Consider the following 13169-nt stretch of genomic DNA (forward strand, 5'->3'; position numbering starts at 1 on the left):
ATCGCCGACCACACCCCCCACCGCATCATGCGGGAGGTCCCCGAGTCCGACCCGTGGCTCAAGACGGCGGAGATCCTCGTCATCCACCTCTCCCAGCGGCCACGGCGCCGCGCCGTCGTGGTCGCGCTGGAGAAGCACCGCGCTCCCGCCTGACCATCCCGCAGCCGCCCGTCCCGGTCACCGTTGCGCAACCGTGACGCACGCGACCCGTGGAGTTCATGAGCCGTTCACCGACCGCCCGCCGGCCGGACACCCACGGTGCCTAACGTCGCTTCCTGGTCGGCCGTCCACCGCCGGCCCCACCGACACAGAGGGATGGAATTGACCGTGAAGCTTGCAGGTACTCGCCGCGTGGCGGGAATTGCCGCCGTCAGCACCCTGGCGATCGCCCTGGCCGCGTGCGGCTCGGACACGCCCGATGCCGCGACCACCACCGACGGCACCGCCGCTGCCGGGCGCACCGGTACCCTGGCCGGCGCCGGCGCCTCCTCGCAGGAGAAGGCCATGAACGGCTGGCTCGCCGGTTTCACGGAGGCGAACCCCGACGTCCAGGTCTCCTACGACCCGACCGGCTCCGGCACGGGCCGCGAGATGTTCCTCAACGCCGCCACCACGTTCGGTGGCTCGGACTCCAAGTTCAAGGAGGAGGAGCTGGCCGCCGGCGCCGAGCGCTGCTTCGGGGGCGAGGTCCTCGAGCTGCCGCTGTACATCTCCCCGATCGCCGTCGCGTTCAAGATCCCCGGCCTCGAGGGCCAGCACATCGACCTCGAGGCCGCGACCCTCGCCGGCATCTTCGCCGGCACGGTCACCGCATGGAACGACCCCGCCATCCTCGAGGCCAACCCGGACATCGCCGACGCGCTCGACGCGGCCGGCGCCGTCGTGCCCGTCAACCGTTCGGACGACTCCGGCACCACGGAGAACTTCACCGAGTACCTCGATGCCGTGGCGGCCGACGTGTGGACCTACGGTCCGCTCGAGACCTGGCCGATCGAGGGCACCCAGTCCGGCAACGGCACCTCCGGCGTCGTCCAGACCGTCCTCAGTGGCACCGGCACCGTCGGATACATGGACGCCTCCCAGGTGAGCGACGAGATGGGCACCGTCGCCGTGAAGGTCGGCGAGGAGTTCGTGCCGTTCTCCCCCGAGGCCGCCGCGGCCATCGTGGACGCCTCCCCGGCCGCCGAGGACGCCACCGACCTGCGACTGACGATCGACCTGGCGCGCGACACCACCGAGTCGGGCACCTACCCGATCGTCCTCGTGTCCTACTCCTTCGCCTGCTCCGTCTACGACAACGAGCAGGACGCCGAGAACGTCAAGGCCCTGCTCAGCTACATCGCCGGTGCCGAGGGCCAGGACCGCGCCGCGGACCCGACCGTCGCCGGCTCCGCCCCGATCTCCGACGACCTGCGTGCGCGGGCACTCGCCGCGATCGACCAGATCTCGGTGGCCTGACCACACTGATCGTCACCGCCACGGGCGGGGTCGCGTCTGCTGCAGCGGCGCGCGACCCCGCCCGTGGTCGTTCCTGAAGGTGTGGTCGTTCCTGAAGGTGACGGCGCACGACGGCGGGTGCACCGCCCCTCGCCGGCGTGTGCCGCGTGCTCGGGTCACGCGTCACCGCGGGGGTGCGGTGGAACCGCCTCCGACGTCCCATAGAGTAATGCGCGGCCGATTTCGCGCAGAGGTAGGGGACACGGTGCAGACAGGATTCCGTCGGACGTCCGGGGTGGCGGTGCTCGGCTTCGTGACCCTGGCCCTCGCCGCCTGCGGGGGCGGGGGTGACGACTCCGGCCTGTCCGGCGCGCTGCCCGGCGCCGGTGCCTCCTCGCAGGAGATCGCCATGACCGGCTGGCTGGCCGGGATGAACGAACGCCACCCGCGGGTGCTCGTCTCGTACGACCCGGTCGGCTCCGGCACCGGGCGGGAGATGTTCCTCAACGCCGCGACGCTCTTCGCTGGATCGGACGCCGCCATGAGCCCCGAGGAGCTCGCGGCCGGAACCGAGCGCTGCTTCGGCGGCGAGGTGGTCGAGCTGCCGCTGTACATCTCCCCGATCGCCGTGGCCTACAACCTCCCGGGGCTGGCGACGAACCACCTCAACCTCACCCCGGAGACCCTCGCCCGGATCTTCAACGGCGACATCACCGCCTGGGACGATCCGGCCATCGCGCAGACCAACCCCGACATCGAGCTGCCCGCGGCGGCCATCGTGCCGGTCAACCGGTCCGACGACTCGGGCACCACGGAGAACTTCACCGACTACCTCGCCGAGGCGGCCGGGCCGGCCTGGCCCCACGAGCCGAGCGAGACGTGGCCCAACTCCGGCACCCAGTCCGGGGCCCAGACCTCCGGGGTCATCACCACCATGCAGGCCGCCGAGGGCACCATCGGCTACGCCGACGCCGCCCAGGTCCCCGACGAGTTCGGCACCGTGGCCGTCGGGGTGGGCGGCGAGTTCGTGCCGTTCTCGCCCGAGGCCGCCGCCGCCGTCGTCGACGTGTCCCCACCGGGCGAGGGGGCGACCGACCTGCGGTTGACGATCGACCTGGCCCGCGACACCTCGACGTCGGGGACCTACCCGATCGTGCTCATCTCCTACGAGATCGCCTGCTCCACCTACGACAACCAGCGGGACGCTCAGAACGTGCAGGCCCTGCTGGAGTACATCGCCTCGGAGGAAGGGCAGGCCAGGGCGGCCGACCCGGCCGTCGCCGGCGCCGCCCCCATCTCCGACGCGCTGCGCGAACGGGTGAACGCCGCGATCGCGCGGATCTCGGTCGGCGCGGTGTGAGCGGCGTCCGACGGGCCTGTGAGCGATCCGACAAAGCTCGTTCACCTCGTGTTCACCTCATGCCCGCCTGCTGGACACCAGCGCTGCCTACAGTTCAGGCGGCCGACCGAGCCTGGGGTCGTTCCTGCCGGGACCGGATCCCGTAGGTGCCCGATCGACGGCGGCATCCACCCGCGGGCGGGCCGGCACGAGCCACCTCCCGATCACACCGTTTCCGCCGCGCCAGTACCAACCCACCCGATGACCGACATCCGGAGGACTTGTGGCATCCGCCAGCACCCCTGAGGCGCCACCCGGCAGCAGAGCTCGCGCCGTCCGGGTGAGCGACGCACCGGGCCGCGTCGGGAACAAGGTCTTCGCCGGTGTCTCCACCGGTGCCGGCCTGGCCATCCTCCTCATCCTCGCCGCCGTCGCCGGCTTCCTGATCCTGCGCTCGTGGCCGGCGATCACCGCCTCGCAGGCCGACTACGACGCGATCGGCTTCATGCGGGGGAAGAACCTCGCCGGCTACATCGCACCGTTGATCTTCGGCACGCTGCTCTCCTCGGTCCTCGCGCTGCTGATGGCGGTGCCGATGAGCGTCGCGATCGCCCTGTTCATCTCCCACTACGCCCCGCGGCGGGCCGCACAGGGCCTCGGCTACCTGGTCGACCTGCTGGCCGCGATCCCGTCGGTGGTCTACGGCATGTGGGGCATGGCCTGGCTGGTGCCGGTGCTCGAGCCCCTTTTCACCTGGTTCTCCGACTCGCTGGGCTTCATCCCGGTCTTCGCCGGGTTCCAGGCCCCGGCCAAGAACCTCCTGGCGGCCTCGATCGTGCTGGCGGTGATGATCCTGCCGATCATCACCGCCACCATCCGGGAGGTGTTCCTCCAGACACCGCGGCTGCACGAGGAAGCCTCCCTGGCGCTGGGCGCCACGCGGTGGGAGATGATCCGGATGGCCGTCCTCCCGTTCGGACGGTCCGGGATCATCAGCGCCTCCATGCTCGGCCTCGGTCGGGCCCTCGGTGAGACGATGGCTGTGTTGATGATCCTGTCCCCGGGCTTCCTCATCAACCTGTTCATCCTCAAGCCCGGCCAGCACCAGTCGATCGCGGCGAACATCGCGAACCAGTTCCCCGAGGCCTCCGGTCTGGGTTCGGACGTCCTCATCGCGACCGGGCTCGCCCTGTTCGTCATCACCTTCGGGGTGAACCTGGTGGCCCGCTGGATCATCGCCCGCCGCGCCGAGTTCTCAGGAGCGAACTGATGCCCGCGACCGGCGCCCCGAGCGGGCTCGAGCGTGTCGGCAAGCTGCCCGGCTGGACTCCTTGGGCGGTCCTGGCGGGCTCGCTGCTGGTGACCTTCCTCGTCTTCACCATCGTCAGCAAGCCCACCATCGCCTCGGTGGTCCTCGTCGGTGGGATCCTCTTCGTCGTCGTGAACTGGGCCGCGTCCCGGGCCGTGGAGGGCGAGCGTGAGGCCAAGGACCGCCTGGCCACCTCTCTGGTGACCGGTGCGTTCCTGGTTGCGATGATCCCGCTCGTCTCCCTGGTGTGGATCGTCCTCGCCGAGGGCGTCGCCATGATGAGCTGGGACTTCCTGAGCACCGACATGACCGGCATCTTCGGCGACATGCGCGAGGGTGGGGCCCTGCACGCCATCATCGGCACCCTCTGGGTGACGGGGCTCGCCTCGGTCTTCTCCATCCCGCTGGGGATCTTCACCGCCATCTACCTGGTGGAGTACGGCCGGGGGAAGCTCGCTCGCGCCATCACGATCCTTGTCGACGTGATGACCGGCATCCCGTCGATCGTCGCCGGGCTCTTCGCGTTCGCGCTCTTCACCATCCTCATCGGCCCGGCCTACCGCTCCGCCTTCATGGGGGCGGTCTCCCTCGCCGTCCTGATGACCCCCGTGGTGGTGCGCTCGGTGGAGGAGATGCTGCGGCTGGTGCCCAACGAGCTCCGCGAGGCGGCCTACGCCCTCGGCGTGCCGAAGTGGCTCACGATCGTCAAGGTCGTGCTGCGCACCGCCGTGGCGGGGATCACGACGGGCGTCATGATCGCGATCGCCCGCGTGATCGGCGAGACCGCCCCGCTCCTGATGACGACCGGCATCATCGCCAACATCAACAACGACCCCCTCGAGGGCCGGATGGCGACCCTGCCGGTCTTCGCCTACCGGCAGTACGCCCAGGGCGGCGTCGGATACGAGCGCGCGTGGGCCGCGGCCCTCACGCTCGTCGCCATCGTCATGCTGCTCAACCTCGCCGCACGGCTGGTCAGCCGCTACTTCTCGCCGAAGGGCATGGCGTGACCGTCGCTGCCCATCGCCCGCCCGCCGCCCCCAGCCCCGCGACCCGCCCCTCCGGCCCGGAAGGAACGCCCGTGTCCAAGCGCATCGACGTCAGGAACCTCAACGTCTACTACAGCGACTTCCTGGCTGTCGAGGACATCGACATGACGATCGAGCCGCGCTCGGTGACCGCCCTCATCGGCCCGTCCGGGTGCGGGAAGTCCACCTTCCTGCGCACCCTCAACCGCATGCACGAGGTCATCCCCGGTGCCCGCGTCGAGGGCCAGGTCGTGATGGACGGGCAGAACCTCTACGCGCCCCAGGTGGACCCCGTCCAGGTGCGCCGCCAGGTCGGCATGGTCTTCCAGCGCCCGAATCCGTTCCCCACGATGTCGATCGCGGACAACGTGCTGGCGGGCATGAAGCTCAACAACAAGCGCATGAAGAAGGCCGAGGCCGAGGAGGTCGTCGAGACCTCGCTGCTCGGTGCCAACCTGTGGAACGAGGTCAAGGACCGGCTCGACCGACCGGGCTCCTCGCTCTCCGGCGGCCAGCAGCAGCGCCTCTGCATCGCCCGCGCGATCGCCGTCAAGCCGGACGTCCTGCTGATGGACGAGCCGTGCTCCGCGCTCGACCCGATCTCGACGCTGGCCATCGAGGACCTCATGGCCGAGCTCAAGAACGAGTACACGATCGTCATCGTCACCCACAACATGCAGCAGGCAGCGCGTGTCTCGGACCGCACCGGGTTCTTCAACATCGCCGGCACCGGCAAGCCCGGCCACCTCATCGAGATGGACGACACCGAGGTCATGTTCTCCTCGCCGTCCGTCAAGGACACCGAGGACTACATCTCCGGCCGTTTCGGGTGACCGGGCGTTTCGGGTGACCGGCCGCTTCGGTGACTGGGCGGCTCGCCAGGCAGAGAAGCCGCTGTGGTCAGGCGAGAGGCCGGCCGGTCGCGCGGAAGTGGTGAGGACGCCGGGCCGGAGAGCGCCAGTCGGCGCGTAGGCCGCTCGTGGCGGCTTGTGTTGGAGCCCGGGGCTTTCGCGGCCCGACGTCGCAACTACTCTACGTCAGCCGGCCCGGCCGCGCATCGCTTCGCCGCCCCGGCCCTCCGCTCGGTGACGGCGACCTTCCGGGTGACCGCACCGACCCGTCCGCGCCCGCCACGCGGTCCGGTGCGGGTGGCCATGGCGTCCGGCCGGGGCGGCCGGGCCGCGCTCAGGAGTCGTCCACGTCCCCGGGCCGGTCTGCATCCCCGGTCAGGTGCTCGCGCCGCAGGTCGAACCGGTACCCGACGTTGCGGACGGTCCCGATCATCTGGTCGTGCTCGGCGCCGAGCTTGGCCCGCAGCCGCCGGATGTGGACGTCGACGGTGCGGGTGCCGCCGAAGTAGTCGTAACCCCACACCTCCTGGAGGAGCTGGGCCCGCGTCAGCACCCGGCCGGGATTCTGCACCAGGTGCTTGAGGAGCTCGAACTCCTTGTACGTCAGGTCGAGGGTGCGTCCCCGGACCCGGGCGGTGTAGGCGGAGGTGTCGATCGTCAGTTCGCCCGCCTCGAGTCGTTCGGGTGCTGCCACCGCGACGTCGGGCCGATCCTGCTCCCCGATCATCCGGAGCCGGGCCTCGACCTCGGCCGGGCCCGCCGTGTGGAGGATGACGTCGGCTGCGCCCCACGTCGTCGAGACGGCGGTGAACCCGCCCTCGGCGAGCACCAGCAGGACGGGCGGGGCGCCGATCGGCCCGCTGAGGAGCCGGCACAGGTTCCGGGCGGTGACGAGGTCCTGGCGTGCGTCCAGGAGTACCGCGGCGGCCGTTTCCGAGCCCTCGAGCATCGCGGACGCGGAGAGCTCCAAGACGCTCACCCGGTGGCCGAGCAGGGTGAGGGAGGGCAGCACCGACGCGGCGCCGTCGGCTTCCGACGTCATGAGCACGAGCTCCGCCACGTGTCCTCCCAGGCCGGCTGGACGTCACTGTAGTGGGCGGCGTGGGGCCGCCTCACCGCCGTCCGTCCCGGCACGCGCGCCGAGATCTGCCACAATCGGCGCGTGCACCCCACGAGCCCGCGCCCTCCCGCATGGGCGGACCCGTCCCGGGCGGGTACGCGATGATGAGCGCCCCGACGCGGGCGAGCGTCACGGCGCTGGGGGCAGCGCTGGTCGCCGTCGCCGGCTACGTCTCCCCGACGGCCCTGACCGTGGTGGTCCTCGTGCTGTCCCTCACGTTCGCGGCCGGCTGGCCCCGCCTCGTGGAGCTGCCGACCAACCGTGGCGGCAGCGTCGTCATCGCCCTGACCGCTCTCGCCGCGCTCGCGACGGCTCGGTTCGGCTCGGTCACCATGCTCGCGACGGTGATGGGGCTGGCGGTCGTGGGCGCCTTCGCCCACCAGATGCTGCGCCGGGACGGCCGCCCCCGGCTCGTGGAGTCGATCGCCGGGATCGTGACGGGCGGCGTCGTCGTCGTCTCCGCGGCCGGGTGGGTGACCGGCGCGGGCGGCCCGGTGCACCAGGCGCTCGTGGTCACGGCCGCGGCCACCATCGCCGCTGCCGCGGCCGGCACCGCCATCCCCGCGCCCCTGCGGCTCGGGGGCACGCTCGCCACCGTCGTCGCCGGCGCCGTCGGGCTGCTGACCGGGTACCTGCTGGCATCGGTCGGGATGCTGCCGGGCGGCCTCGTGGGACTCGCGACCGGCGTGCTGACCGCCGCCCTGCACGTGCTCTTCGGCCAGTTCCCCGCCTCCGGACGCCTCCGGCCGGCGCTGGCGGCGGCGCTGCTGGTCGTCCTCGTCGTCGGTGTGCCCGTGTACATGGTGGGCGGGCTCCTCGACCGGTGAGTGCGGTAGGTAGCCTGGACGCATGGTGTTCACCCTGCCGGACGATCTCGCCCCGGAGTGCTACCCGCTCGCCTGGCTCCTCGGGCACTGGCGCGGGTTCGGCATGCTCGGCTACCCGGGGGTGGAGGAGCAGGCGTTCGTCCAGGAGCTGAGCTTCGACCACGACGGGGGGCCCTACCTGCGCGCCATCAGCACCCTCTGGCTCACGGACCGGTCGGCGTCCGCGCCGGTCGACCAGCAGATGACCGGTGCCGAAGGGGTCGCGGCCCTCGTGCCGACCGAGGTCTGGTCCACCGAGACCGCCTACTGGCGCCCACAACCCGTCGCGGCGGCGGCCGGCAACGGCGCGCTCACGGAGGAGACGGCGCTCGAGGTCGTCGTCGCCGACCCGTCGGGCCATCTGAGCCTCTACCTCGGCAACGTGCGGGGGCCCCGGGTGCAGCTGGCCACGGACGCCGTCGTGCGCAGTGCCTCGGCCGCCGAGGTCGCCGGCGCCACCCGCATGTACGGGCTCGTCCAGCACGACCTCCTGTGGGCGATGGACCTCGCCGCGTTCGGTCAGGAGCTGCAGTCCTACGGCTCCGGCCGGCTGACCCGTGTCGAAGGAGAGTCATGACGACCATCGACGGCGCCCCCGCGTTCCGTAGCCCGCTGCTGGACCGCCCCGGCGCGGTCGAGGGCTCCGGGCCCGATGCAGGCGTGGCGCTGCACTACGGCGACCCCGTGCACGAGCAGCGGGCCCTCGCCCGGGGCGAGGGTGTCGTCGACCTCTCCCAGCTCGGCGTCGTGACCGTCACCGGGCCGGACCGCATCAGCTGGCTCAACACGCTCAGCGCCCAGCTCCTCCTCGGCCTCGACGCCGGCGTCAGCACCGAGCTGCTGCTGCTGGACGTCAACGGGCACGTCGAGCACGCCCCCGCCGTCCAGGACGACGGCGAGAGCACCTGGCTCGTCACCGAGGCCGCCGACGTCGCGGGCCTGGTGGACCACCTGGAGAAGATGCGCTTCATGCTGCGGGTGGAGATCTCCCGTCGCGACGACGTCGCCGTGCTCGGCACCGCGGCCGGCGGCTGGGCCGTGCTGAAGGCCCACCCCGCCCACGTGCTCACCTGGCAGGACCCGTGGCCGCGGACGGCGCCCGGCTCCACCCACTACGGCCCACCCGACGCCGAGCACCCCGGCACCGACATCCACCGTGCCCTCAGCCTGGTGCGGCGTGACGCGCTCGACGACGTCGTCGACGCCTTCTGCACCGCCGATGCGTCCGCGGGTGGTGGACCTGCGGGTGACGGGCCTGCGGGTGACGGGCCTGCGGGTGACGGGCCTGCGGGTGACGGGCCTGCGGACCGGGCCGCCGCGAGCCCCGCGCCTGCGAGCCCCGCGCCTGCGAGCCCCGCGCTCGCCCACCGGGCCGCCACGAGCCCCGCCGGGCTCCGCACGGCCCGCCGGCGCCTCGCCGGCACCTGGGCGTGGGAGGCCCTGCGGGTGGAGGCGTGGCGACCCCGGCTCGGCCACGAGGTCGACGAGCGCACGATCCCGCACGAGCTCGACTGGCTCCGCACCGGCGTCCACCTCGACAAGGGCTGCTACCGCGGGCAGGAGACCGTTGCCCGCGTCGTCAACCTCGGCCGCCCACCCCGCCGCCTGGTGATGCTCCACCTCGACGGATCGGACCACCTGCTGCCGGACGTCGGCGCCGAGGTCCGGCACGGGGAGAAGGTCGTAGGGCGGCTCACCTCGGTGGTGCGGCACGAAGAGCTCGGCCCCGTGGGCCTCGCCGTCATCAAGCGAAACGTCCCTGCGGACGCCACGCTCGACGTCGCCGGCGTGGCCGCCGCGCAGGAGGTCGTGGTCGGCGTGGACGGCGTCACCGATGCCCGGCCCGCTGAGCGCCCCGGGGCCGGCCTACGTCGGCGCGACCTGCACCCATGACCGACAGCGGCGACAAACAGACCGCACGCACGCCCCGGCCCGGGCCGGCCCGCGCGGCCCGGCTCGTCGCCGCCGGCCTGGGGCGCTCGATGGACGCGCGCCGCTGGAAGGTCCTGCTGACGGTCCGTGCCCGGCTCGGCACCCGGCGCGTCCAGGAGTCCTTCGTCCCCATCCTCACCGCGGCGGTCACCGCCGGGGTCGCGTACTTCGTCTCGGCCGAGGTGTTCGGTCACCGCGTCCCGCTGTTCGCGCCCATCGCCGCCTGGCTCGTGCTGGGCCACAGCGTGGACCGCCAGCTGCGCCGCTCCGTCGAGTTCGGCGTCGGGATGACCCTGGGCGTGTGGCTCGGCGAGATCTTCCTCATGCTCTTCGGTGCCGGTCCGGTCCAGATCACCGTGGTGCTGCTGCTGTCCGCGCTCATCGCCAAGTTCCTCGACCGCGGGATCCTGCTGACCACGCAGGCGGGCGTGCAGGCCGTGGTCATCGTGGCGATGCCCGCCTCGGTCATCGCCGCTGACGGTGCGCTGGGCCGCTGGTCCGACGCGCTGGTCGGGGCGGTGCTGGCGATCCTCGTGACGGCGGTGCTGCCGGTCAACATCACCCGCCGGCCCCGGGCGCTGGCCCGCGACACGCTCGACCAGCTCTCCGCGGTGCTCACCACCCTCGCCCGCGGCATGCGGACCGGTGACCCTCAGCTCGCCGCGGACGCGCTCGCGCAGGGTCGTGGCTCGCAGCCGGCGCTGGACTCCTGGGCGTCCGCCATGCGCAGCGCCCGGGACATGGTGCGCGTCAACCCGGGGTTGCGGGGGGACCGGGGCACCATCCACGACCTCTCGCACGCCGCGACGCTCACCGACCGCGCCATGCGCAACACGCGGGTGGTCAGCCGCCGCGCCGTCGTCGCGATCGAGGAGGACGGCGCGGCACCGGACATCGCCGACCACGTCGAGACCCTCGCGACGGCGATGACGTCGCTCGCCGCGGCGTTGGGCCGCGGCGACCCGCCCCAGCACGCCCGCGCCACCCTGGTCGCGGTCGCCGGGGAGCTCGCGCCCGAGCGGTACGCCGAGGACGGCTGGCGCAAGCAGACACTCGTGTCGCTGCTGCGTTCGCTCGCCGTCGACGGCCTGGAGATCGCCGGGATGTCGCACGGGCAGGCGACGTCGGAGCTGCCCGAAGGCTGAGGGCGGACTAGCCGGCGACGACGTCCGCGCCCTCGATCCGCACCGGCACCGGTGGCAGCGGCCGAGACGCCGGGCCCTGCACCACGGCGCCGTCCAGCGCGAAGCGCGAGCCGTGGCACGGGCAGGCCAGCTCCGTGGCGTCGACGGCGACCAGGCAGCCCTGGTGGGTGCACACCGCGCTGAGGCCCGCCACGGTGCCCTTCTCCGGCTGCACGAGCACGGTCTCGCCCACCACGAGGGCGGAGCCCACGGGCACGTCGGCCAGCGCCGCGATCGGTTCGTTCGCCGCCACGGTGGGCGGACTGGCACCGGGGGAGGAGCGATCCCCACCGCACGCGGCGAGGATCGGGACGACGGCGATCATCGGCGCGGCGGCGAGTCCGGCGTCGAGGACCTGGCGGCGGGTGAGACGGCTCGTGGACCGGTCGGTCGCGCTCATCGGCCCATCATCCATGCCCGGCTAGGCTTCTGCTGTGATCTTCTTGGAGCTGCAGCGGCTCGTGATGTTCCTTCTCGGCCTGGCCCTGTTCGGGATCGAGGTGTGGGCGCTGGTGGACGCCGCCCGGCGGCCCCCCGCCGCCTTCGTCGCGGCGGGGAAGCGGACCAAGAACTTCTGGCTGGTCCTCACTGGTATCGCCGCGGCGGTGGGCTTCATCAGCATCCCGTTCGGCGGGGGCAGCGTGGGGTTCCTCAGCTTCCTGGCGGTCGTGCCGGCGGGCGTGTACCTCGCCGACGTCCGCCCGGCCGTGCGCGGGTACAGCGGCGGGCGGCGCCCCCCGCGCCGGGGCGGCGGCTGGTGAGGGCGGTCCTTCAGCGGGTCACCCGCGCGACCGTCACGGTCGACGGCGAGGTGGTCGGAGCGATCGACCGGCCCGGCCTGGTCGCGCTCGTCGGCGTCACGCACGACGACGGCCCCGCCGAGGCCGAGAAGCTCGCCCGCAAGGTCGCCGAGCTGCGTGTCCTGCGTGAGGAGCGCTCCGTGCTCGACGCTGCCGCACCGGTGCTCGTCGTCTCGCAGTTCACGCTCTACGCCGACGTCCGGAAGGGTCGTCGGCCCAGCTGGGGCGCGGCCGCCCCGGGACCCGTGGCCGAGCCACTGGTCGACGCGGTAGCCACGGCGCTGCGCGGCCGGGGTCTCGAGGTCGCGACCGGACGGTTCGGGGCCGACATGACGGTCGAGATGGTCGGCGACGGCCCGGTCACGGTGCTCGTCGAGGTCTGAGGGGCGGGCCCGTCGGTCCCATCCGGAGAATCAGACCGTCGAATGTGTCCGCCGGGCAGCCGGGTGCCCGGGGTGGCTGGGTGCCCGGCGACTGCTTGCCGGTGAGGACGCCGGTGCGGTGCGGTGAGGATGCCGCGCGGTGAGGGTGCTGGATGTCGAATGTGTCGTTGTGGACGTTATGGGTGCCTGTTTAGGGTCCTCAACGTCACACTCGGCGTCCGGGTGTCCCGGGTGTCCCGGGTGGCCGGGTGGCCGGGTGGCCCGGTGGCCGGGCCGGAGCACGTTGGTGCCGTGATCCTCGACCGACACCGCACGCGAGACGCTCGAACGCGTCAGAGGCACCCCCCGAGGATTGCTCCACCGGCGCCGCTGAACTGGGTCCGCCGTGCGTCGGCGTCGGCGGGCGCTCGGTGGAACCGCGCGGGTGGAACCGCTCGGATGGCATCCGGCAGGAAGGGTGTCGCCGTCCACAACGTGCGGGATCCCGCGGCCGCGATCGGGCAGAATGGGACGATGAAGATCGAAGCCGTCCTGGGCGACATCACCCACGAAGACGTCGCCGCCGTCGTTAATGCGGCGAACTCATCCCTGCTCGGCGGGGGCGGGGTCGACGGCGCCATCCACCGCGCGGCCGGGCCGGAACTGCTCGCCGAGTGCTTGGAGCTTCGCCGCACCGAGCTGCCGGACGGCCTGCCGGTCGGGCATGCGGTGCCCACCGCCGGCTACCGACTCCCGGCCCCGTGGGTCATCCACACAGTCGGTCCCAATGCACGTCGGGGCGAGACGGACCCCGCGCTTCTCGCAGCGTGCTTCACCTCCAGCCTCACCATCGCGGCCGAGATCGGGGCGGCCACCGTCGCCTTCCCGGCCATCAGCGCGGGCGCTTTCGGCTGGCCGGTCGACGACGTCGCTCGCATCGC

The 13169-nt window shown here is 72.5% G+C and carries 14 protein-coding genes; 12 read left to right on the forward strand and 2 right to left on the reverse strand.

Features of this window, described 5'->3' with window-relative positions; all coding sequences use genetic code 11:
* Window positions 1-351: 351 nt before the first annotated feature.
* The 5 genes from ACYC1Z_RS10775 to pstB all read left to right on the forward strand — a co-directional run bounded on the left by ACYC1Z_RS10775 (window position 352) and on the right by pstB (window position 5946).
* Window positions 352-1458, forward strand: a complete 1107-nt coding sequence (locus ACYC1Z_RS10775) for a phosphate ABC transporter substrate-binding protein PstS (RefSeq protein ID WP_461409525.1) — start codon at window positions 352-354, stop codon at window positions 1456-1458.
* Between the two features lie 244 nt (window positions 1459-1702).
* Window positions 1703-2797 (forward strand): phosphate ABC transporter substrate-binding protein PstS, encoded by a 1095-nt coding sequence (locus tag ACYC1Z_RS10780; RefSeq protein ID WP_461409526.1) that lies wholly within the window; start codon window positions 1703-1705, stop codon window positions 2795-2797.
* A 262-nt stretch (window positions 2798-3059) separates the two neighbouring features.
* Complete coding sequence (pstC, locus tag ACYC1Z_RS10785; protein WP_461409527.1) at window positions 3060-4046, forward strand: phosphate ABC transporter permease subunit PstC; 987 nt, start codon at window positions 3060-3062, stop codon at window positions 4044-4046.
* Entirely contained in the window at window positions 4046-5095 is a 1050-nt protein-coding gene (gene pstA / locus ACYC1Z_RS10790) for a phosphate ABC transporter permease PstA (protein ID WP_461409528.1), read from the forward strand. Before pstC ends, pstA begins: the two co-directional genes overlap by 1 nt.
* Window positions 5096-5166: 71 nt before the next feature.
* Entirely contained in the window at window positions 5167-5946 is a 780-nt protein-coding gene (gene pstB / locus ACYC1Z_RS10795; RefSeq protein ID WP_461409529.1) for a phosphate ABC transporter ATP-binding protein PstB, read from the forward strand.
* A gap of 352 nt (window positions 5947-6298) precedes the next feature.
* Here the strand turns inward: pstB and ACYC1Z_RS10800 are convergent, their stop codons facing one another.
* Window positions 6299-7024: a winged helix-turn-helix transcriptional regulator gene (locus tag ACYC1Z_RS10800; RefSeq protein ID WP_461409530.1), complete on the reverse strand. Its 726-nt coding sequence runs from the start codon at window positions 7022-7024 to the stop codon at window positions 6299-6301.
* 131 nt (window positions 7025-7155) lie between these two features.
* Here ACYC1Z_RS10800 and ACYC1Z_RS10805 point away from each other — a divergent pair, with 131 nt between their 5' ends.
* Genes ACYC1Z_RS10805 through ACYC1Z_RS10820 form a run of 4 tightly spaced genes read left to right on the forward strand, consistent with a single transcriptional unit; the run spans window position 7156 to window position 11027 of the window.
* Complete coding sequence (locus ACYC1Z_RS10805; protein WP_461409531.1) at window positions 7156-7911, forward strand: hypothetical protein; 756 nt, start codon at window positions 7156-7158, stop codon at window positions 7909-7911.
* A 22-nt stretch (window positions 7912-7933) separates the two neighbouring features.
* Window positions 7934-8527: a heme-binding beta-barrel domain-containing protein gene (locus tag ACYC1Z_RS10810; protein WP_461409532.1), complete on the forward strand. Its 594-nt coding sequence runs from the start codon at window positions 7934-7936 to the stop codon at window positions 8525-8527.
* Window positions 8524-9843, forward strand: a complete 1320-nt coding sequence (ygfZ, locus tag ACYC1Z_RS10815; protein WP_461409533.1) for a CAF17-like 4Fe-4S cluster assembly/insertion protein YgfZ — start codon at window positions 8524-8526, stop codon at window positions 9841-9843. Before ACYC1Z_RS10810 ends, ygfZ begins: the two co-directional genes overlap by 4 nt.
* Window positions 9840-11027, forward strand: coding sequence for an FUSC family protein (locus ACYC1Z_RS10820; RefSeq protein WP_461409534.1), 1188 nt, complete (start codon window positions 9840-9842; stop codon window positions 11025-11027). Before ygfZ ends, ACYC1Z_RS10820 begins: the two co-directional genes overlap by 4 nt.
* 7 nt (window positions 11028-11034) lie before the next feature.
* On the opposite strand, the gene ACYC1Z_RS10825 is transcribed toward ACYC1Z_RS10820, so the two are convergent.
* A complete protein-coding gene (locus tag ACYC1Z_RS10825) occupies window positions 11035-11466 on the reverse strand; it encodes a QcrA and Rieske domain-containing protein (protein ID WP_461409535.1) in 432 nt (143 codons plus the stop codon).
* Between the two features lie 34 nt (window positions 11467-11500).
* On the opposite strand from ACYC1Z_RS10825, the gene ACYC1Z_RS10830 reads away from it, so the two are divergent.
* From ACYC1Z_RS10830 to ACYC1Z_RS10840, 3 genes are all read left to right on the forward strand, one after another.
* Window positions 11501-11827, forward strand: a complete 327-nt coding sequence (locus ACYC1Z_RS10830) for a DUF2516 family protein (RefSeq protein WP_461409536.1) — start codon at window positions 11501-11503, stop codon at window positions 11825-11827.
* Window positions 11824-12249, forward strand: coding sequence for a D-aminoacyl-tRNA deacylase (gene dtd, locus ACYC1Z_RS10835; RefSeq protein ID WP_461409537.1), 426 nt, complete (start codon window positions 11824-11826; stop codon window positions 12247-12249). Before ACYC1Z_RS10830 ends, dtd begins: the two co-directional genes overlap by 4 nt.
* Before the next feature lie 513 nt (window positions 12250-12762).
* A partial coding sequence (locus ACYC1Z_RS10840) for an O-acetyl-ADP-ribose deacetylase (protein ID WP_461409538.1) occupies window positions 12763-13169 on the forward strand: 407 nt, incomplete at its 3' end.

Source organism: Georgenia sp. (genome assembly GCF_054605595.1).

What these genes read in the sequence shown, in the direction of transcription:
- pstA (WP_461409528.1), top strand. Translation starts at nt 4,046, where the DNA reads ATGCCCGCGACCGGCGCCCCGAGCGGGCTCGAGCGTGTCGGCAAGCTG.
- ACYC1Z_RS10805 (WP_461409531.1), top strand. Translation starts at nt 7,156, where the DNA reads ATGGGCGGACCCGTCCCGGGCGGGTACGCGATGATGAGCGCCCCGACG.
- ACYC1Z_RS10810 (WP_461409532.1), top strand. Translation starts at nt 7,934, where the DNA reads ATGGTGTTCACCCTGCCGGACGATCTCGCCCCGGAGTGCTACCCGCTC.
- ygfZ (WP_461409533.1), top strand. Translation starts at nt 8,524, where the DNA reads ATGACGACCATCGACGGCGCCCCCGCGTTCCGTAGCCCGCTGCTGGAC.
- ACYC1Z_RS10820 (WP_461409534.1), top strand. Translation starts at nt 9,840, where the DNA reads ATGACCGACAGCGGCGACAAACAGACCGCACGCACGCCCCGGCCCGGG.
- ACYC1Z_RS10825 (WP_461409535.1), bottom strand. Translation starts at nt 11,466, where the DNA reads ATGAGCGCGACCGACCGGTCCACGAGCCGTCTCACCCGCCGCCAGGTC.